Annotated in this window: 20 protein-coding genes; 9 read left to right on the plus strand and 11 right to left on the minus strand. The window is 66.1% G+C overall.

Features of this window, described 5'->3' with window-relative positions:
- Positions 1–18: 18 nt before the first annotated feature.
- Complete coding sequence (locus ASF98_RS07755; RefSeq protein ID WP_082506758.1) at positions 19–474, minus strand: Lrp/AsnC family transcriptional regulator; 456 nt, start codon at positions 472–474, stop codon at positions 19–21.
- Positions 475–579: 105 nt separating this feature from the next.
- Here ASF98_RS07755 and ASF98_RS07760 point away from each other — a divergent pair, with 105 nt between their 5' ends.
- Positions 580–1245: a LysE family translocator gene (locus ASF98_RS07760; protein ID WP_055799822.1), complete on the plus strand. Its 666-nt coding sequence runs from the start codon at positions 580–582 to the stop codon at positions 1243–1245.
- 21 nt (positions 1246–1266) lie between these two features.
- Here the strand turns inward: ASF98_RS07760 and ASF98_RS07765 are convergent, their stop codons facing one another.
- From ASF98_RS07765 to ASF98_RS07790, 6 genes are all read right to left on the minus strand, one after another.
- On the minus strand, positions 1267–1626 hold the full coding sequence (locus ASF98_RS07765) for a nuclear transport factor 2 family protein (protein WP_055799824.1): 360 nt from the start codon (positions 1624–1626) through the stop codon (positions 1267–1269).
- Positions 1627–1702: 76 nt separating this feature from the next.
- Positions 1703–2668 (minus strand): hypothetical protein, encoded by a 966-nt coding sequence (locus tag ASF98_RS07770; protein WP_055799828.1) that lies wholly within the window; start codon positions 2666–2668, stop codon positions 1703–1705.
- A gap of 53 nt (positions 2669–2721) precedes the next feature.
- A complete protein-coding gene (locus ASF98_RS07775) occupies positions 2722–3222 on the minus strand; it encodes a DUF456 domain-containing protein (protein ID WP_055799831.1) in 501 nt (166 codons plus the stop codon).
- Positions 3223–3373: 151 nt separating this feature from the next.
- On the minus strand, positions 3374–4597 hold the full coding sequence (locus tag ASF98_RS07780; protein ID WP_235505701.1) for an NAD(P)-dependent malic enzyme: 1224 nt from the start codon (positions 4595–4597) through the stop codon (positions 3374–3376).
- A 342-nt stretch (positions 4598–4939) separates the two neighbouring features.
- On the minus strand, positions 4940–5515 hold the full coding sequence (locus tag ASF98_RS07785; protein ID WP_055799833.1) for a TetR/AcrR family transcriptional regulator: 576 nt from the start codon (positions 5513–5515) through the stop codon (positions 4940–4942).
- A gap of 151 nt (positions 5516–5666) precedes the next feature.
- Complete coding sequence (locus tag ASF98_RS07790; RefSeq protein WP_055799835.1) at positions 5667–6968, minus strand: MFS transporter; 1302 nt, start codon at positions 6966–6968, stop codon at positions 5667–5669.
- A 99-nt stretch (positions 6969–7067) separates the two neighbouring features.
- Between ASF98_RS07790 and rraA the strand changes: the two genes are divergently transcribed.
- The 3 genes from rraA (at position 7068) to ASF98_RS07805 (ending at position 11113) form a co-directional block, all read left to right on the plus strand.
- Complete coding sequence (rraA, locus tag ASF98_RS07795; RefSeq protein WP_235505705.1) at positions 7068–7604, plus strand: ribonuclease E activity regulator RraA; 537 nt, start codon at positions 7068–7070, stop codon at positions 7602–7604.
- 107 nt (positions 7605–7711) lie between these two features.
- Positions 7712–9364, plus strand: a complete 1653-nt coding sequence (locus ASF98_RS07800; RefSeq protein ID WP_055799838.1) for an MDR family MFS transporter — start codon at positions 7712–7714, stop codon at positions 9362–9364.
- Positions 9365–9673: 309 nt separating this feature from the next.
- Positions 9674–11113, plus strand: coding sequence for a sugar porter family MFS transporter (locus tag ASF98_RS07805; protein ID WP_055799842.1), 1440 nt, complete (start codon positions 9674–9676; stop codon positions 11111–11113).
- A 112-nt stretch (positions 11114–11225) separates the two neighbouring features.
- Here the strand turns inward: ASF98_RS07805 and ASF98_RS07810 are convergent, their stop codons facing one another.
- The 4 genes from ASF98_RS07810 to ASF98_RS07825 form a co-directional block, all read right to left on the minus strand.
- Complete coding sequence (locus ASF98_RS07810; protein ID WP_082506759.1) at positions 11226–11747, minus strand: GNAT family N-acetyltransferase; 522 nt, start codon at positions 11745–11747, stop codon at positions 11226–11228.
- 178 nt (positions 11748–11925) lie between these two features.
- Entirely contained in the window at positions 11926–13080 is a 1155-nt protein-coding gene (locus ASF98_RS07815) for a mannitol-1-phosphate 5-dehydrogenase (protein ID WP_055799845.1), read from the minus strand.
- A complete protein-coding gene (locus ASF98_RS07820; protein WP_055799848.1) occupies positions 13080–15041 on the minus strand; it encodes a PTS mannitol transporter subunit IICBA in 1962 nt (653 codons plus the stop codon). The genes ASF98_RS07815 and ASF98_RS07820 overlap by 1 nt, the downstream gene beginning before the upstream one ends.
- 58 nt (positions 15042–15099) lie before the next feature.
- Positions 15100–15825 carry a TetR/AcrR family transcriptional regulator gene (locus tag ASF98_RS07825; protein ID WP_055799851.1) on the minus strand — a complete coding sequence of 242 codons (726 nt, stop codon included), beginning with the start codon at positions 15823–15825 and terminating at the stop codon, positions 15100–15102.
- A 162-nt stretch (positions 15826–15987) separates the two neighbouring features.
- Between ASF98_RS07825 and ptsP the strand changes: the two genes are divergently transcribed.
- The 5 genes from ptsP (at position 15988) to ASF98_RS07850 (ending at position 20241) form a co-directional block, all read left to right on the plus strand.
- Complete coding sequence (gene ptsP / locus ASF98_RS07830) at positions 15988–17673, plus strand: phosphoenolpyruvate--protein phosphotransferase (protein ID WP_055799854.1); 1686 nt, start codon at positions 15988–15990, stop codon at positions 17671–17673.
- Between the two features lie 37 nt (positions 17674–17710).
- Positions 17711–17989: an HPr family phosphocarrier protein gene (locus tag ASF98_RS07835; protein WP_028271476.1), complete on the plus strand. Its 279-nt coding sequence runs from the start codon at positions 17711–17713 to the stop codon at positions 17987–17989.
- Between the two features lie 62 nt (positions 17990–18051).
- Positions 18052–18447: a helix-turn-helix domain-containing protein gene (locus tag ASF98_RS07840; RefSeq protein WP_028271475.1), complete on the plus strand. Its 396-nt coding sequence runs from the start codon at positions 18052–18054 to the stop codon at positions 18445–18447.
- Positions 18448–18545: 98 nt separating this feature from the next.
- Entirely contained in the window at positions 18546–18746 is a 201-nt protein-coding gene (locus ASF98_RS07845; protein WP_055799857.1) for a hypothetical protein, read from the plus strand.
- Positions 18747–18948: 202 nt separating this feature from the next.
- Positions 18949–20241, plus strand: a complete 1293-nt coding sequence (locus tag ASF98_RS07850) for an FAD-binding protein (protein ID WP_055800012.1) — start codon at positions 18949–18951, stop codon at positions 20239–20241.
- Positions 20242–20247 lie beyond the last annotated feature (6 nt).

Raw genomic sequence — 20247 nt, forward strand, 5'->3', positions numbered from 1 at the left:
AAACGGGCAGGACCCCGCCTAAACCGGCGGACCGGCGTTGGACTTCAGGTTCTTCATCACCAGGGTTGATGTGAGTCGTTCGACGCCGGGCAGCGACGTGAGCTCGGAGTCGTAGAAGCGCTGGTAGGCGGGCAGGTCCTCGGCGATGACCTTCAGGAGGTAGTCCGGCGAGCCGAACAGCCGCTGCGCCTCCACGATGTTGGGATTGTCCGCCACGCGGTTCTCGAAGATCTCCATGGTGGGCCGGTCCACCTGCCGCAGCGTCACAAAAACGATGGCCTCGAACCCGAGTCCGACGGCGGCAGGGTCGATGTCCGCGCGGTAGCCGCGGATCACCCCTGATGACTCCAGGTCCCGCAGCCGCCGGTGGCACGGCGCGACCGTCAATCCCACCTTTGCCGCAAGGGCGGTGGCAGTCATCCGGCCATCCGTTTTCAGGTGGCGCAAGATATTTCTGTCAATGTGGTCAATCACGCAATTATCTTACCCACCAGCGGCATTTCCTGAGTAAATCAGGGAACACTTGTTGCGGCTTTTTGCCTAGAGTTTCTCCTATCAGCACACCGTAGGAGGCCGCCCGTGAATTCCCAGTTATTCCTCGCTTTCCTGGTGGTTGCCGGCGCCCTGGCCTGCACCCCCGGAGTGGACTGGGCCTACTCCATTGCGGCGGGCCTGAAACAGCGCAGTTTTGTCCCCGCCGTGGCCGGACTGTGCAGCGGCTACGTCCTGCACACGGTGCTCATGGTGGCGGGGCTTGCCGCCTTGCTGGCCGGTGCGCCCGGCGTCCTTGGCTGGCTGACCGTGGCAGGGGCGGCCTACCTGCTGTGGCTGGGCTTCGGCACCATCCGGTCGTGGCGCGGCGCCAGTTTCGGCCCCGGAGCGGCCGCCGTGGGCGACTCCAAACAAACGGAATCCAACCAGTTCCGCACCTTCCTGCAGGGCGTCGGCACCAGCGGGATCAACCCCAAGGGGCTGCTGTTCTTCGTGGCGCTGGTTCCCCAGTTTGTCAGCCCGGAAGCGTCTTTGCCGGTACCGGTGCAGTCCGGGCTGCTGGGCCTGACCTTCGTCCTGCTGGCCGGTGTGGTGTACACGTGTGTTGCCCTGCTCTCCAGGAAGCTGCTGCACTCACGGCCCGGGGCTGCCCGGCGGGTGACCCTTGCCAGCGGGATCATCATGGTGGCGCTGGGCACCGTGCTGCTGTCCGAGCAGCTCATTCCGGTGGTGGCCGGGATCGCCTGGCAGTAGCAATAGCACCGGCCGGCGCCCTCAGACCTTGCGTTCCATGAACCACTCGGTGAAGGCGGAAGCGCGTCCGTCCGGGCCGAGCCGGACCACCCACAGGTTCTCGTAGCTGGGACGGTCACCCAGGTAGTTTGTGCGGCCTTGAACGAAATGCAGGTCACCGTCCGAGCCGAGCGGCGACCATTCGAAGGTCCACTCCTCCGGCTCGTCAGCCTCGGTCAGCCAGTGTTCCACGATCTGTTCATGCCCGCGCCACGCGTTCGGATCGTAGGGCCGGGTGGCGTAGACGGCGTCCTCGGTGAAGAGGGCGCGGATATCGTCCGGCTTGTTGGTGGTCCACGCCGTGATGTACTTTTCCATCCACTGCCTGATTGCATCGCTCATTGGTCCGTTGTACCGCGGCCTGCCATTGCCCACAAGGGCCTCCGGCGCCGGGCCTGCCGGACCCGGACGAGGAGCTCTATTCCCGGTCCAACTGCTTCCATTCCTGTTCCCAGAGCCTGCGCTCCTCGACGTCCTTGCGGATGACTTCGAAGGTCTCGAGTTCGGCCGGCCGGCCCCGCAGCCAGTCCCGCGGATTGAGTGACTTGCGGCCGTTGTCCAGCAGCAGGAGGGCGCGGTCGGTCATGGCGTCGTTCCGCAGCGCCAGATGGGTCTTGCGGCGCCGCAGGACTTCCTTGAGGGCCGCCTGGGCAGCGGCGCTGGCCCCAAGCCGCCGGAGTGAACGGGCGCGCACCAGGAGCAGCGCGGCAGAGAGGTCATCGGAGTTGAGGAGCCCTTCCGTCCACACCGCCACCTCCTTGTCGCGTCCCAGCGCATGGGCCAGCGAGCAGCGCGCCAGGGCCGCAGGCAGCGACGGCGGAAGCGACGCCACGGTTTGCAGCGCCGTCTCAAGGTGGCCCGTTTCCCGAAGCGAGTGCGACAGCGCCAGGAACACGGCCTCTTCACTGAAGAGCACCGGAACCTCGATGCGTTCGGCGACTTCAACCCGGGTGACCACGCGGGTCAGGTAGCCCGACGCGAACTGGTTGGCGTCGTCGTCGTTCCTGGTAGTGAGGCCCCGCTGCAGGAGCTCGGAGGCGCGCAGGTAGCCGCCCTGTTTGTAGGCGAGGAGCCCGGCCATGACGTAGCAAAGCCCGGCCCAGCCGGGATAGGCCCGGCCGGCGGTGATCAGCCGGTTGGGATCGGCGTTGTGGAAGACCGCCTCGTATACGGTCTTGGCGGCCTTCCCGGGGAGCCGCTTCATGCGGGGGACGGGGCCATCCACGCTGAGCAGCGCAGCGTTGCGGCCGCCCAGGGCGCTGTGCAGGATCCCGCCCACCCCGTCTGCGATGTCACGCACCGGCGTGCGGACCAGCGCGTCGCCGAACGGGGTGAGGTCGCGCTGGTCGCGATAGATCGGTCCTGAGGTCTGTCCGGCGCTCATTCTTCCATGCTAGTGGTGCACGCTTGGCGGCTGCTGGGAGGGCCTCCCCACAGCTAGCTGGCTGCGGCCACCCAGACACCGATCACCCAGGTGCTCGCGGCCAAGCAGGCCAGGCCGAACTCCACCAGCATGCCCAGACCGGTAGCTTTCAGGGCGGCCCAGCTGGTTGTCATGGCGGTGCGGAAATCGCGGGTGCGGTGGGATTCGCTGAGCAGCAAACCGGCGGCGAACCCTACAAAGAGGCCCACTACCGGGATGAGGAACATGCCCACCACCCCAAAGACGAGACCCGCCACCACGCTGCGGCTGGGGATGCGGTGTTCCCTGAGTTTGCGTCCCGTCAGCACGGCGCTGGCCGCCATTCCCGCCAGCACGAACACCAGTCCGATTCCGAAAACCACCCAGCCGGCCGTTCCGGCGCCTCCCCAGATGGCCCAGGCCAGCAGGCTCAGTCCGATGAGGATGCTGCCCGGCAGCACGGGGATAACGGTGCCGGCCACACCCACCACGATGGCAAGGCCGCAGAGGACAGTCACAAGGATCTCGGGGTTCATGCCCCAAGTCTAGGGTTGCCCGGCGAGGGTTCCCGGCATGGGTTGCCTCCGGGGGCTGCCCGGGCTAAGCGCTTTCACATACGACGACGACGGCGCCTCCCCAGCACGGGAGGCACCGCCGTCGAACTTCCTGGCGGAGAGTGCTCCGCGGTTACTCGGCTTCGACCGCTGCGGCGACAGCGGCGGAAACGGCCGGGGCGACGCGCGGATCCAGCGGGCTGGGCACGATGTAGTCGGCGGACAGCTCAGGCTCGGCCAACGCAGCGATGGCGCGTGCCGCGGCGAGCTTCATGGCGGGAGTGATCCGACGGGCACCGGCATCCAGCGCGCCCCGGAAGATTCCCGGGAAGGCCAGCACATTGTTGATCTGGTTGGGGAAGTCGCTACGCCCGGTGGCCACCACGGCGGCGTAGCGGGAGGCGACCTCGGGCAGGACTTCGGGGTCCGGGTTGGACAGCGCGAACACGATGGAGCTGTGGTTCATGAGCTTCAGGTGCTCCTCGGCGAGCTGCGAGGAGGAGACGCCGATGAACACGTCGGCGCCGAGCAGGGCCTCGCCCGGGCCGCCGGTGATGCCGCGCGGGTTGCTGCGCTGCGCCATCTGGGCCTTCTTGCTGGCGGGGTCGGCGGCGATGTCCGCACGGTCCTTGTTGATGACGCCGCGCGAATCCAGCAGGACGACGTCCCGGATACCGGCGGTCAGCAGGATTTCGGCGACGGCGATGCCTGCGGCACCCGCACCGGAAACCACGACGCGGAGTCCTTCAAGTTCGCGGTCGGTCACCTTGGCGGCGCCGGTCAGCGCGGCGAGGACCACGACGGCGGTGCCGTGCTGGTCGTCGTGCATCACCGGACAGTCCAGGGCTTCGATGAGCTTTTCCTCGAGCTCGAAGCAGCGCGGGGCGGAGATGTCCTCAAGGTTCACGGCACCGAAGGAGGGGCGCAGGCGGACCAGGGTTTCCACGATTTCGTCCACGTCGGTGGTGTTGAGGACCAGCGGGATGGAGTCCAGGTCGCCGAAGGACTTGAACAGCGCGGACTTGCCTTCCATAACAGGCAGGGACGCGCTGGCGCCGATGTTGCCGAGGCCCAGTACAGCGGTGCCGTCGCTGACCACAACCACCAGGCGCTGGGCCCAGGTGAGGGTCTTGGCAAGCTCCGGGTCGGCGTGGATGGCGCGGCTGACCTGGGCAACGCCCGGCGTGTAGGCAATGGAAAGATCGCGCTTGCTGGCCAGCGGGACCGTGCTGGAGATTGACAGCTTGCCGCCCTGGTGGGCCTCGAAGATCTCCTGGTCGGTCAGTACGGTCGACTGCTCGGCGGAGGCGGAACCGGCGGAAATGCCGTCAGCGGGAGTGATGGTTTCAGTGGACACTTCGTTGTCTCCTGGGGCTAGCCGTGGGCGCACGGCACAAATGAGGCTCAAGCACATAGGAGGCTCAAGGTGGGCTGGCTGGAACTTCTGCGGCCCAAGGGATGGCGGGACCGCGGTGAGGCTCCTGCAAGGTACGGGCTGCTAACCACTCCGGTCCTGCAATGGTAAACAGACGCGCGGCGGCCGAATGGACACTGGGCCGACCAGTGACTGTGATAAAACGTTTATTCACTGGCTTACGTGATCCACGTCACAGAAATATGCCGCCAGAAGCCTCGTATTGGTCTAGACCAGTTACGCGTCGCTACTGGAGAACGAGCGCCCCGCGGGCCCCCTCGTGAACTAGCACCGGGTAAGCAGCGAGCAGGCTTTCTTCAGGTCTTCCTCGGCCTCGAACAGCGATAGCCGGCGGCAGCGGACCGCCTGCACCAGGCCGGAGACCGTCAGCAACAGCACACGGGACTTGGCGGCGTCGCCGCTTGCCACCGTCACCGCCTGCTCGGCAAGGGCGTCGATCTCCCGAAGGAGAACCGTGGTGTCCTTGTCCTTCACGTAGACGCCCTTGCTCAGGCACTGCTCCACCGCCGGCTGCATCAGCCGCATGTGAAAAATCTCCATCACCACCCCCGCCAGGGAATGCAGGCGGCTTCCGTCCGACTCCGGCCAGCTTCCCACCTGCAGTTCGCCCAACTGCTTCCGGTAGAGCCCCAACATCAGGTGAGTGGGGGACGGAAAATACCGGTAAAGGGTACCCAGCGGAACGTTCGCCTTGTCCGCGACCTCGGCCAGGCTTACGGAATCCAGCCCTTTCCGGGCAAATCCGGCGGCGGCATCCAGGATCCGGGCATAGCGGATCTGCTGTCTGGGCAGGGTCGGCGGCGCAGCCATGGGGGGAAGATCTGAATTGAGTTCAAGCATCAGCAGCGTTCCGGGAGTGGGTTTCGTACAGCGGTCAGGCGATCCCCATCAGAGCACTGCCGCAGCAATTCGAGTCCACTATACGGCACCGTTCTTGGCGCTTATTAGTCAAAACGGTGTGCTTCGCTGCGGCGCCGCGGAGCGGTTGACTTCAGGCCACACCCTTGATCTTCACCACGAACACCGCTCCCAGCAGGCCGATCACTGCGGCCGCGGAAAACAGCGTGACGTAGCCGCCAAAGTACTGGATGGACAGGAAGGCGATCGCCGGCGCGAACACCTGCGGCAGGGAGCTGGCAACGTTGATGACCCCCATGTCCTTGCCCCGGTCCGCCGCTTGCGGGAGCACCTGTGTCAGCAGCGCGAAGTCCACCGCCAGGTACGCCCCGAAGCCGATGCCCAGAACTGCGGCCCCGGCCAGGGCACCCGGCCAGACCGGGAAAAAGGCCATGATCAGTGCCGCCATGGCGATGGTGACCGAAGACCCGATAACGAACGGTTTGCGTTTGCCCACCCGGTCGCTCCATGGCCCTGCCAGCACCGCCGTGATCATCACCATTGCCGCGTAGATTCCGGTGAGGATCAGCACTCCGAGCGCCGGTTCCTCGTACCCGATGATGTCCCGGAGGAAGAAGAGAAGGTACACGATGGTCAGCTGGTTTCCGACGTTCATCAGGAAGCGGGTCACCCAGGCCCAGGCGAAATCAGGGTGCCGGGCAGGGCTGATCCAGAAGCCCCTGGCGAAGGATTTCCACTGGAACGGCGGGCGGTCGGAAAGCGGCAATACGGGATCATTCCGGTGAAACAGGTAGGGCAGGATGGACAGCAGGAGCGCTGCGGCGCAAAGCCAGTACCCCACCATGTAGTTTCCTGAGACGACGGCACCGAAAACGGCGCCGAGGAGTATGCCCACTGTCTGGCCCATCGCTGCCAGGCCGCCGACGGTGGCCCGCTGCGGCACCGGCACGCGGTCCGGGACCGCCGCCGTAATAGCTGCGTAGGCTGCGTTGGCACCGAGCTGGACCAGGCACCAGAAAAGGACCATCAGTGCCACGGCCGTCGCGCCGGACATGGCCAGCAGCGCAGCAGTGCCCAGGATCGCGCCCGCCAGAACCCACGGGGCGCGCCTGCCGAAGCCGGAGACCGTGCGGTCGGACAGGGCCCCGAAGAGCGGGTTCGCGACCAACGAAACTGCCGCGCCAGCGCTGGTCACGAGGGACAGGATGGCTTCCTTGCTGGGCGCGTCGATGCTGATCGCCTGCTGGCCGATGAACACGTTGATGGGGCCAAAGAAGGCGGCGTTGATCCCGACCTTGACCAGCACAAGTCCCGTCACCCACCGCGCGGTGACCCTGCGCTCCGGTTCGGCGAGCGCCGCCGTAGTACGTCCCCCCGGGGAGGCGGCAGCGGCGGAAGGATCCGGGACGTGCCCCGGCAGATCGGAAAGGCTCATTGCGGCTCCCCAAGGAACTGATGATAGATGTCGAATCAGACTATCGTGGGCATCACAGCCCGCACGCGGGTTGTCCACAGCCAGTTCCAAGGAGGACCAATGACCGCTTCCCCCGCAGACACCCCCGAAAGCCGCGACACGGTAGGCAAGGCAGGCATCATCGCCAGCCGCAGCATCAACACCGCCGACCTCTACGACGAACGGGGCGAGGAACTCGATTCCATCGCGCTGCAGTTCCAGTCGCTGGGCGGGCTCTCCCACTTCAGCGGACCGGTCCGCACCATCCGGTGCCTTGAGGACAACGCCCTCGTGAAGTCCACCCTGGGAACCCCGGGCGAGGGTGCCGTGCTGGTGGTGGACGGTGCCGGATCCCTGCGAACGGCCCTGATGGGGGACATGATCGCGGCGAGCGCGGTCGCCAACGGCTGGGCCGGCGTCGTCATCAACGGGGCAGTCCGCGATCGTGAGGTCCTGGCCGACCTGCCGCTCGGCGTCAAGGCGCTGGGCAGCAATCCGCGCAAGAGCGCGAAGGAAGGCGCCGGCGAAACGGATGTGGAACTGGAGATCGACGGCGTCGCGGTGCGCCCGGGCGCCATGATCTGGTGCGATCCGGACGGAATCCTGGTGGAGCGCTGAAAAGTAAATTCCTCATTTCGGCGGGGCAGGGGAACAAATCTCAAAGTAAGATAGTTACTGAAAGCAACTATCAAGCTTGATTCCCTTTTCTTTGTAATGGAGCAGTCATGTCCAAAACCGCCGCCGGGCCCGTAGCCGGGGACGTCCTGACGAAACGTCAGACCATCACAGTGATGGTGGGTCTTATGCTCGGCATGTTCCTTTCCTCGCTGGACCAGACCATCGTGTCCACGTCGATCTACACGATCGCCAACGACCTCGACGGGCTCTCCCTGCAGGCCTGGGCCACCACCGCGTACCTCATCACCTCCACGGTGAGCACCCCGCTGTACGGCAAGCTCAGCGACATCTTCGGACGGCGGCCGCTCTACCTGGCCGCGATCGTGATCTTCCTGGCCGGCTCCCTGTACGCCGGGTCGGTGCATTCCATGACCGAGCTGGCCATCGCCCGCGGCATCCAGGGCATGGGTGCCGGCGGCCTGCTGGCCCTCGCGCTGACCATCATCGGCGACATTGTGGCCCTGAAGGACCGGGCCAAGTTCCAGGGCTACTTCATGTCCGTCTTCGGCATCTCCTCCGTCCTCGGCCCGGTGGTGGGCGGCGCCTTCGCCGGGTCCGCCAACATCCTGGGCTTCGACGGCTGGCGCTGGGTGTTCTTCATCAACCTGCCCATCGGCCTCGCCGCGCTGGCCGTAGTGTTCCTCTACCTGCATCTGCCGGCCAAGCACGTCAAGCAGAAGATCGACTACTGGGGTGCGGCCGCCATCACGCTGGCCATCGTTCCGCTGCTCCTGGTGGCCGAACAGGGCCGCAGCTGGGGCTGGACCTCGGCGGCTTCCCTCCTCTGCATCGGGCTGGGCGTCGTGGGCATCGTCGCGTTCCTGCTGGCCGAGAAGCGCGCCGGCGACTACGCCCTGATTCCGCTCCGCCTGTTCCGGAACCTGACGTTCGGCCTGTCCTCGCTGCTGAACTTCATCATCGGCATCGGCATGTTCGGCGCCATCGCCATGCTCCCGATGTACCTCCAGCTGGTCAAGGGCCTCACCCCCACCGAGGCCGGCCTGATGATGATCACCTTCACCGTGGGCATCCTCACCGGCTCCATCACCGCCGGGCGGACCATCTCGGCGTCGGGCACCTACCGGATCTTCCCCGTCATGGGCACGGCCGTGCTGACCGCAGCGGCCGTCGTTATGGGCTTCTCGCTGGGCGTCGACACCGGGCTCTGGGTTCCGGGCGTCATCGCCGTATTCTTCGGACTGGGCCTGGGCTTCTGCATGCAGCCGCTCACGCTGGCCATGCAGGTTTCCGTCCCGCCGAAGGACATGGGCGTGGGCACCTCCTCCGCCGCGTTCTTCCGGTCGATGGGCGGCGCCGTGGGCACCGCTGTCTTCATCTCCATGCTGTTCAGCATGGCTGCGGACCGCATCGCCACGGGCATGAAGGACGCCATGCAGAACGCCGACTACCTGAAAGTCCTGAAGGATCCCGCTGTGGCCGCCGACCCCGCCAACTCCAAGCTCTACGAGTTCTTCCAGAACGGCGCCACCAACGATTCCCTCAACGACACCAGCTGGCTGCACACCGCCAACCCCGTGCTCACCCGGCCCATCACCGAGGGCTTCGCGCAGTCGATCGACGCCGTGATGCTCACCGCCGCAGTACTCACCGGCATAGCCTTCCTGATCAGCTTCGCGCTGCCGAACAAAAAGCTGACGGACCCGAAGGCTGCTTCGAAGGAAGCGGTGGCCGCACACTAACCGCCTCGCGTCCGTTGAATACGTCACGGCAGGCAGTCTTTTGGACTGCCTGCCGTTTCCTTTCCCCGGAAATCCGGGACAACACGGTGCCTTGCCCGGCAAAAGCCTGCGCTGCCTGACGCGCCGGAGTCAGGCCGGGACACGACGGCGGAAGCACCCGCCGTCGTCGTCCCTCCTTCCCTAAGTGGAACCTCACAGCGTGAAGTGGCACACTGTTTAGCGCGTGTGCGCCGGCCAACAGGGCCGGTTCCGTGGTCAACGATGTCCGCACAGCCAAAACCCAACGCGTCAAAAGCCCAAGGGAGATCCATGTCCACATCCAGCACTGAAGGCCGCCCTGGCGTTCCCCGCAAGGTGATCGGCCTCGCAATCGCGGGAGCAGTGGGAGGGTTCCTCTTCGGCTTCGATTCCTCCGTTGTCAACGGCGCCGTAGATGCCATCAAGGGCGAATTCGCCCTGAGCGAGGCCGTCACCGGCTTCGCCGTGGCCGTCGCCCTCCTGGGCTGCGCCGCCGGCGCCTACCTTGCGGGCAAGGTGGCCGACAAGTACGGCCGCATTCCCGCCATGAAGCTCGGCGCCATCCTGTTCCTGGTGAGCGCCGCCGGCACCGGCTTCGCGTTCGGCGTCTGGGACCTGATCTTCTGGCGACTGGTGGGCGGGCTCGGCATCGGCCTGGCCTCGGTCATTGCCCCGGCGTACATCTCCGAGATCTCGCCCCGGCACGTCCGCGGCAGGCTCGCGTCGCTCCAGCAGCTAGCCATCACCACCGGTATTTTTGCCGCCTTGCTCTCCGACGCCGTGTTCGCCAATTCGGCCGGCGGTGCGGATGAGCCGCTCTGGCTCGGCATCGACGCGTGGCGGTGGATGTTCCTCGCCGGCGCCGTGCCAGCAGTCGTGTACGGCTGGATCGCGTACACCCTGCCGGAATCCCCGCGCTTCCTGGTCTTTAAGGGCAAGGAGGACGAGGCACGCAAGGTGTTCCAGACCATCGCCCCGTCCGAGGACACCGACCGCCACATCCGCGAAATCCAGTCCGCCATCGAGGAAGACAAGCTCGCAGGCCAGAAGGGCTCGCTCCGCGGCAAGGTGTTCGGACTGCAGGCCGTGGTGTGGATCGGCATCACCCTGTCCGTGCTGCAGCAGTTCGTCGGCATCAACGTGATCTTCTACTACTCCACCACGCTGTGGAAGGCCGTGGGCTTCCAGGAGAAGGACTCGCTCACCATCTCCGTGGCCACGTCCGTCACCAACATACTGGTCACGCTGGTGGCCATCGCGCTGGTGGACCGGATCGGCCGGCGCCCCATCCTGCTGGCGGGCTCCGTGGGCATGGCGGTTTCGCTGGGTGCCATGGCCCTGGCCTTCGCCTCAGCCACAGGCTCGGGCGAAGAGATTTCACTGCCCGGCGCCTGGGGACCCGTTGCTCTGGTGGCCGCGAACGTCTTTGTGATCAGCTTCGGCGCCTCCTGGGGCCCGCTGGTGTGGGTTCTGCTGGGCGAGATCTTCCCGTCCCGGATCCGCGCCCGCGCCCTTGGCCTCGCCGCGGCAGCACAGTGGATCGCCAACTTCGCCATCACCTTGAGCTTCCCCGTAATGGCGGCAGGTTCGCTGCCGCTCACGTACGCCATGTACGCCCTGTTCGCGGCGGCGTCGTTCTTCTTCGTCATGTTCAAGGTGCCGGAGACCAACGGCATGTCCCTGGAGCAGGCGGAGACGCTGTTCGTGCCGAAAGGGACCGTCAAGGTCTAGGCTCCGACCTCCGTAGGAAAGCGCCGGTACCGCGCTCGGCACACCGCGCGAGCGGACAGATATGGCCCACGTTCATGGAGAACGTGGGCCTTATCTGTATCTTCGCCAGGGACTAGAGCGTGAGTTTCATGCCTTCATGGCTGGCCGCGAACCCCAGGCGTTCGTAAAAGCGGTGGGCGTCCTTGCGCGACTTGTCGGTGGTGAGCTGCATCAGGGCGCAACCCCGGCGGCGTGACTCCTCCGCGGCCCAGAGGACCATGGCGGCCCCGATCCCGAGGCCACGCAGTCGCGCTGACACCCGGACGGCTTCGAGCTGGCTGCGCCAGGCACCGCGGCGGGAGAGGCCGGGGAGAAAGCTCAGCTGGAACGTGGCGACGACCGCCCCGGCCGGCGCCCCCGGCTCCACGAGCTCGCCAACGACCAGAAGGTGGGCAGGATCGCCGTCGATCGCCTCGAAGGCACGCTCGTACGGAGCCATCTCCGAAATGTCCTCGCGGGTTGCGGCCAACTGGTCGTCCGCCAGGAGCTCGAGTATTTGGGGCAGGTCTGCCTGTGTGGCGTGGCGGAGGCGGAAGGTCCCGCCGTCGACGTCGAGGGTGAGCAGGGCGGGCGGGTCATGTTGCTCTGAAGTCACCCGCCCAGCCTGCCACAGCCAATGCTCTCTCACCTTTCGCGCGGAAACCACAGACGCTCTCTCACCTGGCGTTCAGAGGTGAGAGAGCGTCTGCGAAAACCGGACCGGATCTGAGAGAGGGTCGCCGAAAAACCGATGGAAAGTGAGAGAGGGTCGGCGCTGGGAGGTGATGCTGGCCCTAAACCTTGGCTTCCGCCTTGACCTCTTCCACCAGGGCCTCCACAGCCGCGAAGAGCGGGTGATCGGCGGTCAGACCGGTCACCTTTTCCGTGGCTTCCGCAGCCGTGGACGATGCGACGATCTGCGCCAGCTCGGCAGCTTCGGCGTCTGCGGGGTCGTTGAAGCGCAGCGCAGCCGCAATGGCCCCCAGCAGCGCCTCGGGCACAATTCCGCGTTCGGCCAGCTCCGCCGCCGGGCCGATGAAACGCTCGTGCCGGCTGAGCTTGCGCAGCGGCGCCCGCCCCACCCGATTCACGGTATCCGGCAGGTGCGGGTTGGTGAACCGGCCAAGGATCTTCTCGACGTAGGCTTCCTGCTCCTCGCGGTTGAAGCCGTGCTTGTGGATCAGCAGCTCTTTGGTTTCGTCCAGGACGGCGCGCACGTCGGCGGCGACGTCCTGGTCCGCCATCGCCTCGGAGATCTTGCCGAGCCCTGCCTCGAACCCGAAGTAGGCAGCTGATGCGTGGCCGGTATTCACCGTGAACAGCTTCCGCTCAATGTACGGCTCCAGGTTGTCCACAAACGTGGCACCCGGAATGACCGGCACATTCTCCCCGAAGGGCGTGCGGTCGATGACCCACTCATAGAACGTCTCCACCGTGACATCCAGGCCCTTGCCCGGCTCCTGGTTGGGGACGATCCGGTCAACGGCCGTGTTGGCAAACACGGCCGCGGCCTCGAGCGGTCCGGCGGCGGAGTCCCACTGCGCCGCGACTTCGTCCCGCAGGATGTCGGTGGCGTTGATGGCGTTCTCGCACGCCATCACCTGCAGCGGAGCCAGCCCTGCTGCCCTGGCGGCGATGCCCTTGGCAATCACCGGCGCCACGAACTTCAGGATGTGCGGTCCCACAGCGGTGGTGACCACATCCGCCGTCGCGATTTCCGCCACGACGTCCGCCTCCTGGGTTCCCGAGTTGAGCGCCCGGAAGTTGTCCACGGTACGGACCGTGGGGTTGTCCCCCACTTCGTGGACGTCATAGCTGTCCGCGGCGGCGAGCTGCGAGATCAGCTCCTCCGCGACGTCGGCGAACACGAGCTCGTAGCCTGCCTGGTGCAGCAGCAGGCCCACAAAGCCCCGGCCGATGTTCCCGGCCCCAAAATGAACAGCCTTCACTATGCGTTGACCTTTCCGAACAGTTCCAGCACTTCGTCCACCGTGGTGGCCGCCTCAAGCTGTGCCACCTGGGCTTTGTTGGTGAATACCTTCGCGATGGAAGACAGGATCTGCAGGTGCTCGTTGTTGATGCCGGCAACGCCCACCACGAACTTGACCTCCTTGCCGTTCCAGCCGATGCCGTTCGGGTAACGGATCACCGAAACCGCGGACTTCATGATGTGGTCCTTGGCGGCGTTGGTGCCGTGCGGAATGGCCAGGAAGCTGCCCATGTAGGTGGACACGGATTCCTCACGTTCGTGCATGGCGTCGATGTAGCCGCTGTCCACGGCGCCGCGGTCCAGCAGCAGCCGGCCCGCTTCGTCGATGGCGGCGTCACGGGTGGTGGCCGTGCCGTTGAGGATCACGCTGTCGGCCACCAGGATGTCCGACGGCGGTGCGGCTTCAGCAGCTGCCGGGGCGGCGGCCGCGGCAACTGGCGCCGCAGCTGCGTCAGCCGTTCCTTCGGTGTTGCTGCTCTTGACCAGCTCCACGATCTCGTCGTATCGGGGGCTGTTCATGAAGTTGTCCACGGATACGTGCACGGCGCTGGCTGTAGCCGGCTTGGCCCGTTCGGTCAGGTCCTGGTGGGTGATGACCACGTCGTAGGTGTCGCTCAGGTTGGCAATCGCGGAGTTGGTGACCTTGACGTCGGGGAAGCCGGCCGCCTTGATCTTGTTCCGCAGCACCGAAGCGCCCATGGCACTCGAGCCCATGCCGGCGTCGCAGGCAAACACGATGTTCTTGATGGGTCCTGCCATCACGGTGGTGGTTGCCCCCGCACCGGTCAGGGTCGAGGAGATGGAGCTCTTCTTGCCCTTCATGGCTTCCATCCGGGAGGTGGCGGCGCCCAGGCTGTCCTCCTCGGTTTCACCGACGGGAGTCTTGCTGGCCTTCAGGATCACCGAGGCGATGAGGAAGGACACTGTGGCGGCGAGCAGCACGGACAGTGCAACCCCGAAGTAGCTGTCGCTGGCGGTCGCGGCGAAGACGGCGAGGATGCTGCCCGGGGCTGCCGGGGAGCGCAGGCCGGCGCCGGTGAGCACCAGCGTGAAGATGCCGGTCATGCCGCCGCCGATTGCGGCGAGGATGATGATGGGCTTCATCAGCACGAATGGGAAGTAGATTTCGTGGATGCCGCCGACGAACTGGATCAGGGCGGCGCCGGGGGCTGACGCCTTGGCCAGGCCCTTGCCGAAGATCATGTAGGCAAGCAGGATGCCCACGCCGGGGCCGGGGTTGGCTTCGAGCAGGAACAGGATGGACTTGCCGTTTTGCAGGGCCTGCTCCGTGCCGAGGGGCGTCAGGATGCCATGGTTGACGGCGTTGTTCAGGAACAGCACCTTGGCCGGCTCGATGAAGATGCTGGTGAACGGCAGCAGCCCGTTGGTGACGAGCCATTCGACGACGGCGCTGGCGCCGTTACTGAAGGCCTTCACCACCGGACCGATCACAAGCATGCCGAAGATGGCCAGCGCCGCTGCCACGATGCCTGCGGTGAAGTTGTCGATCAACATCTCAAAGCCCGGCTTGACCCGGCCTTCCCAGACCTTGTCCAGCTTCTTCATGATCCATGCGGTCAGCGGGCCCATGATCATGGCGCCGATGAACATGGGGATGTCCGTACCGACGATCACACCCATGGTCGCGGCAGCGCCAACAACGCCGCCGCGGACGCCGTGGACCATGCGGCCGCCGGTGTAGCCGATGAGAAGCGGAAGCAGGTAGGTGATCATCGGGCCAACAAGCTTGGCCAGTTCCTCATTGGGAGTGAAGCCTGCCGGAATGAAGAAGGCCGTGACGATGCCCCAGGCGATGAAGGCGCCGATGTTGGGCATGATCATTCCGGACAGGAACGTCCCGAATTTCTGGACGCCAACCCGCAGGCTGGTGCGGGGTTTTGCAACTGTCTCTGTTGCCATGTGATTTCCTAACCGTGATTCCTGCTGCACCGCAGGATGGTCCGATATTTTCGACGACTTAGCTGGTGGAACTGGTGGAGATCCGGTGGAGCCATTCGAGAAAGAGCTTGAGTTCCGAGCTGGAGAGCTGATCCGAGTGCGACGCCTGAAGAGCGGCGTTCAGGGCGATTGCTGCCACCACGACCGACGACTTCCCGGAGTCTTCCGGAGTGCCGCTGGCCTGCTCCGCGGACACCGCGAAAATCATGGCGTCGCGGGTCATGGTGGATAGTTCAAGGTTGCGTTCCGCGGCAGGCTCCGCAATCAGCATGAGCGTCACACCCACGTTGGCCGCCAGAATGCTTCTGGCTGCCTCACGTGGCTGAACGTTCAGCTGCCCTGCCACTGCAGCTTTGTTCAGCATTTCCTCCATGAGGGCCTCGGCATCGGCAACGATGGCCGGACGGCTCTCAGGACGAATATTGCCAAACATGACCAAATACAGTTCCGGCTGGTTCAGCCCGAACTGGACGTGGTTGTCCCACATCCGCCGGATGTCTTCCAGCGGATGTCCGGACGGCGCGAAGTCGCGTTCTCCGGCCACGTACTCTTCGAAACCCGCCGCGACGACGGCGTCGAACAGCCCTTCCTTGTCACCGAAGTGGTGATACAGAGTGGGAGCTGAGACCCCTGCCAGCTGGGTGATCTGGCGGGTTGAAACGGCCCCGCCCGCCGAATTTGCCAGCAGCTCGGCGGCTGCACGCAGCAGCCGAACTTTGGGCGGAAGCTGGCCATCGAAACTCATAACCGCTACCCTAGCACCTATAGCAACGCTATATGAAGTGCATCACATACAATTTTTTCAGGCACCGCAAACGCCGTCCGACGTAGCCGTTGCGACGGGCCGGGCATCCGCCCGGCAAACGAACGGCGGGGCCTGCTTACCGGCAGAGAATGAGGACCTTCAGTGCAGAACTTCCCAGGAGTAGGCGTCAGCCCCGGCCGCATCATCGGCACCATCCGCCAAATGCCCAAGCCCATCAGCGAACCGCCCGCGGGAGAGCAATTGCCCGCGGGAGTCACGGCCGAGGACGCCACCGCCGCCCTCAAGACGGCGTCCCAGGCTGTGCACGACGAACTGAAGGCACGCGCCGCCCACGCCACGGGTGACGGCAAGGCAGTCCTGGAAGCCACGGCACTGATGGCCAAGGACACCATGCTGATCAAGGGCGCGGCCAAACTGGTTGCCCGCGGCGTCTCGAGTGAGCGCGCCATCTGGGAGTCCGGCTCCTCCGTTTCTGAAATGCTTCACAACCTGGGCGGCTACATGGCCGAGCGCGCCACCGACGTCCTGGACGTGCGGGCCCGGATCGTCGCCGAGCTGCGCGGCGTGCCAGCCCCCGGAATCCCCGCCTCCAACACGCCGTTCGTCCTGGTGGCCGAAGACCTGGCGCCGGCCGACACCGCCACCCTGGACCCGAACAAGGTGCTGGCACTCGTCACGGCGGGCGGCGGACCCCAGTCGCATACAGCCATCATCGCCCGCTCGCTTGGCCTGCCGGCCGTTGTGGCGGCAGTCGGTGTGGACCAGCTCCCGGACGGCATGGAAGTCTACGTGGACGGCGCGGCCGGCACCATCACGGCCGAGCCCGACGAATCCCTGCGTGCCGCGGCCGAAGCATGGGCGGCCACCGCGTCCCTGCTCGCCGAATTCAGCGGCACGGGCGCGACGGCGGACGGGCACCTGGTGCCCCTCCTCGCCAACGTCGGCGGCGGCAAGGATGCCGAAGCGGCCGCGAAACTGGGCGCGCAGGGCGTAGGACTCTTCCGCACCGAATTCTGCTTCCTGGAACGGGACACCGAGCCCTCCGTGGAAGAGCAGGCCGCGGCCTATAAGAGCGTCTTCGATGCGTTCCCGGGCAAGAAGGTTGTCCTGCGGACGCTCGATGCCGGCGCCGACAAGCCGCTGCCGTTCCTGACCGACTCCACCGAGCCCAACCCCGCCCTGGGCGTCCGCGGCTACCGCACGGACTTCACCACGCCCGGCGTCCTGGACCGCCAGCTGGAAGCCATCGCCCTGGCCGAGAAGCAGTCCGAAGCTGACGTGTGGGTCATGGCCCCGATGATCTCCACGGCGGAAGAGGCCGCGCGCTTTGCCTCCATGTGCGCCGACGCCGGGATCAAGACACCCGGCGTGATGGTGGAGGTCCCCTCTGCCGCACTGACCGCCGAAGCCATCCTGCGCGAGGTGGGCTTCGCCAGCCTCGGCACGAACGACCTCACGCAGTACGCCATGGCCGCCGACCGGCAGCTCGGCCCGCTGGCCGCACTGAACACTCCCTGGCAGCCCGCCGTGCTGCGCCTCGTCGGGCTTACCGTGGAAGGCTCGCGCGCCGAAGGCCACAACAAACCCGTGGGCGTCTGCGGCGAAGCGGCAGCGGATCCCGCCCTCGCCGTCGTGCTGACCGGACTGGGCGTTTCCACGCTGTCCATGACCGCACGCTCCCTGGCTGCCGTGGCCGCCGTGCTCAAGACCGTCACGCTGGCCGAAGCGCAGGACCTGGCCAAACTGGCGCTGTCCGCACCGAGCGCCACCGAAGCCCGGGCCTGGGTGCGCGAAAAGCTGCCCGTCCTCAACGAACTCGGCCTCTAACGGCCGCCGCCCACCCATAACCCCTTCAGGAGAAGCAATGCCAGAACGTACCGCAACCATCGCCAGCCGCTCCGGCCTGCACGCCCGCCCGGCCGCGCTCTTCGCCGAGGCGGCCGGCAATGCCGGCGTCGACGTCACCATTTCCATGCAGGGCGAGCCGGCGGACGAAGCCCTCGACGCCGCCAGCATCCTTTCGCTCATGACGCTGGGGGCGGCAAAGGGGGACGTCGTGGTGCTGCGGGCCGACGGCGACGGCGCGGACCAGGCGCTGGATTCTTTGGTCGCGCTCCTGGAGACGGACCTCGACGCCGAATAGCGCCGCCGGTTCCCGGATCACCTGACAGGGCCGGGTCGCGCGGGGGGCGCTAGGATTTCCGCATGGCACTGATTGCTCCCCGCGTGACCGCCGGGCTCCCCGGCGATGAAGCCCTGAAGCTGAAGCACGCCCTCAACGACAGCCACGACATCACGGTGTTTGTGGACGGCACGGTCCACCGGCTGCCGCCCCAGGCGCGGGACGCCGTCGTGGATCTCCTGAGCCGCTTCAGCCGCGGCGAAGCCGTCACGGTCAGCAGCGTTGAGGAAATGCTGACCACATCCCAGGCCGCTGAACTCGCCGGGATTTCGCACACGTACCTTCGCAATATGACGGACCGCGGGGAAATTCCCGTCGAGTACCGCGGCACGCACCGGCGGATCAGGCTTGCGGCCGTCATGGAATGGCTGGAAACGCAGAAGAAGGCCAAGGCGGCCGGCCCCGACGAGCGGGTTTGATGTAGCGCCGGACGCAATTTGTGAAGCAGTGATAAGGATCAAGCAACGATCCCCGTTCTTCGCCAAAACGCCGCAAAGGCCGGGGTTACCCTTTATTCGTGGGTAAGTTCAGAGGGTGGCATATTGTGGCGGGGTTCGCCGCCATGCTGCTGACTGCCGCCCTCGGAAGGGTCATGGGACTGAATGAAACGGCCGCTTTTACGGCGAGCTGCGTGGCCTTCGTCGCGGTCTCCAAGGGCCTGGAAAGCCACCTTGCCCGCCGCCGCCGCGAAGCTGCCGAGCGCGACGGCGGGTCGTAACGGCCGGGCGTAGCGGCCAAACCCCGCGCCGCATTCCAGCCCACGTCTGAACGGTGGATGGCCATTGACACCGGGCTGGCCCCCTCACCAGAATTGTTAGCGATAACACAACCGCCGATGGACGTTGGTCCGCGAAAGGGATGCGATGCGCACTGAGGCCAGCGAACTGCCCGGACTGGACAGCCACACGGTCGGCTCCACCATGACCCGCGGCGCCGCGCCGGAACTGAACTGGGCCGGCAATTACCGCTACACGGCGGCTGCCATCCACCGCCCCCGCTCTCTCGAGGAAGTCCAGGACGTGGTGGCTGGCGCAGCGAAGGTCCGCGCACTCGGCTCCCGGCACTCCTTCAACGACATCGCCGACTCCCCCGGATCCCTGATTTCCCTGGAAGACCTGGACCCGGCCATCCGCATCGACGCCGCCACGCGCACCGTCACGGTATCCGGCGGGACCCGCTACGGCACGCTCGCGGAAAAGCTGGAGACAAACGGCTTTGCACTGCCCAACCTCGCCTCCCTTCCGCACATCTCCGTGGCCGGCGCCATCGCAACCGCTACCCACGGTTCCGGGGATGCCAACGGAAACCTGGCAACCTCCGTCGCAGCGCTGGAAATCGTGGCAGCGGACGGAACCGTCCACCAACTCAGCCGGGGCGACTCGCCCGACTTTGACGGCGCCGTCGTGGGCCTCGGCGCACTGGGCGTGGTCACTAAGGTGACCCTGGACATCGAACCCACGTTCATGGTCCGGCAGGACGTCTTTGAAGCGCTTCCGTGGGAGATGGTGCTGGAGAATTTCGATGCCGCCACCTCCAGCGCCTACAGCGTCAGCCTGTTTACGGACTGGAGCGGGGACGCCCTCGCGCAGGCCTGGCTGAAGAGCCGCGTGTCGGGTGCTGAAGCGGCCGGAGTCGGCCTGCCGGCGCACCGCGGCGACACGTTCTTCGGCGGCACGCGCGCCACGGTTGCAAGGCACCCGCTGCCCGGGGTCTCGGCCGAAAACTGCACCGAACAGCTCGGAGTCCCCGGGCCATGGTCGGAGCGCCTGGCGCACTTCCGGATGGCGTTCACGCCCAGCAGCGGCGAGGAACTCCAGAGCGAGTTCTTTGTCCGCCGCGAGGACGCCGTGGCCGCCATTGCGGAACTGCGCGCCCTCTCGGACCGGATCACACCGCTGCTGCTCGTATCCGAAATCCGCACCGTGGCAGCCGACAGGCTCTGGCTCAGCACGGCTTACGGCCAGGATTCAGTGGGGTTCCACTTCACCTGGAAGCAGCGGCAGGCCGAAGTGGAGGAGGTGCTCCCGGTGATGGAGGAGGCACTTGCGCCATTCAACGCCCGCCCGCACTGGGGCAAGCTGTTCCATGCGGGCGCTGGTTCGCTCGCAGGGCTCTACCCGCGCTTTGCCGACTTCAAGGACCTTGCCGAACGGATGGACCCGGAGCACAAATTCCGCAACGGCTTCCTGGCGCGGAAGGTCTTCGGCGGGTAGGGCGTG

Origin of the sequence: Arthrobacter sp. Leaf337, from assembly GCF_001423745.1 — a bacterium.
Taxonomy (GTDB): domain Bacteria; phylum Actinomycetota; class Actinomycetes; order Actinomycetales; family Micrococcaceae; genus Arthrobacter.

Excerpts from the sequence above, each read along its gene's own strand:
- ASF98_RS07765 (WP_055799824.1), bottom strand. The coding sequence starts at position 1,626 with ATGAGCGATGCAATCAGGCAGTGGATGGAAAAGTACATCACGGCGTGG.
- ASF98_RS07770 (WP_055799828.1), bottom strand. The coding sequence starts at position 2,668 with ATGAGCGCCGGACAGACCTCAGGACCGATCTATCGCGACCAGCGCGAC.
- ASF98_RS07775 (WP_055799831.1), bottom strand. The coding sequence starts at position 3,222 with ATGAACCCCGAGATCCTTGTGACTGTCCTCTGCGGCCTTGCCATCGTG.
- ASF98_RS07785 (WP_055799833.1), bottom strand. The coding sequence starts at position 5,515 with ATGCTTGAACTCAATTCAGATCTTCCCCCCATGGCTGCGCCGCCGACC.
- ASF98_RS07790 (WP_055799835.1), bottom strand. The coding sequence starts at position 6,968 with ATGAGCCTTTCCGATCTGCCGGGGCACGTCCCGGATCCTTCCGCCGCT.
- rraA (WP_235505705.1), top strand. The coding sequence starts at position 7,068 with ATGACCGCTTCCCCCGCAGACACCCCCGAAAGCCGCGACACGGTAGGC.
- ASF98_RS07800 (WP_055799838.1), top strand. The coding sequence starts at position 7,712 with ATGTCCAAAACCGCCGCCGGGCCCGTAGCCGGGGACGTCCTGACGAAA.
- ASF98_RS07805 (WP_055799842.1), top strand. The coding sequence starts at position 9,674 with ATGTCCACATCCAGCACTGAAGGCCGCCCTGGCGTTCCCCGCAAGGTG.
- ASF98_RS07820 (WP_055799848.1), bottom strand. The coding sequence starts at position 15,041 with ATGGCAACAGAGACAGTTGCAAAACCCCGCACCAGCCTGCGGGTTGGC.
- ASF98_RS07825 (WP_055799851.1), bottom strand. The coding sequence starts at position 15,825 with ATGAGTTTCGATGGCCAGCTTCCGCCCAAAGTTCGGCTGCTGCGTGCA.
- ASF98_RS07835 (WP_028271476.1), top strand. The coding sequence starts at position 17,711 with ATGCCAGAACGTACCGCAACCATCGCCAGCCGCTCCGGCCTGCACGCC.
- ASF98_RS07840 (WP_028271475.1), top strand. The coding sequence starts at position 18,052 with ATGGCACTGATTGCTCCCCGCGTGACCGCCGGGCTCCCCGGCGATGAA.
- ASF98_RS07850 (WP_055800012.1), top strand. The coding sequence starts at position 18,949 with ATGACCCGCGGCGCCGCGCCGGAACTGAACTGGGCCGGCAATTACCGC.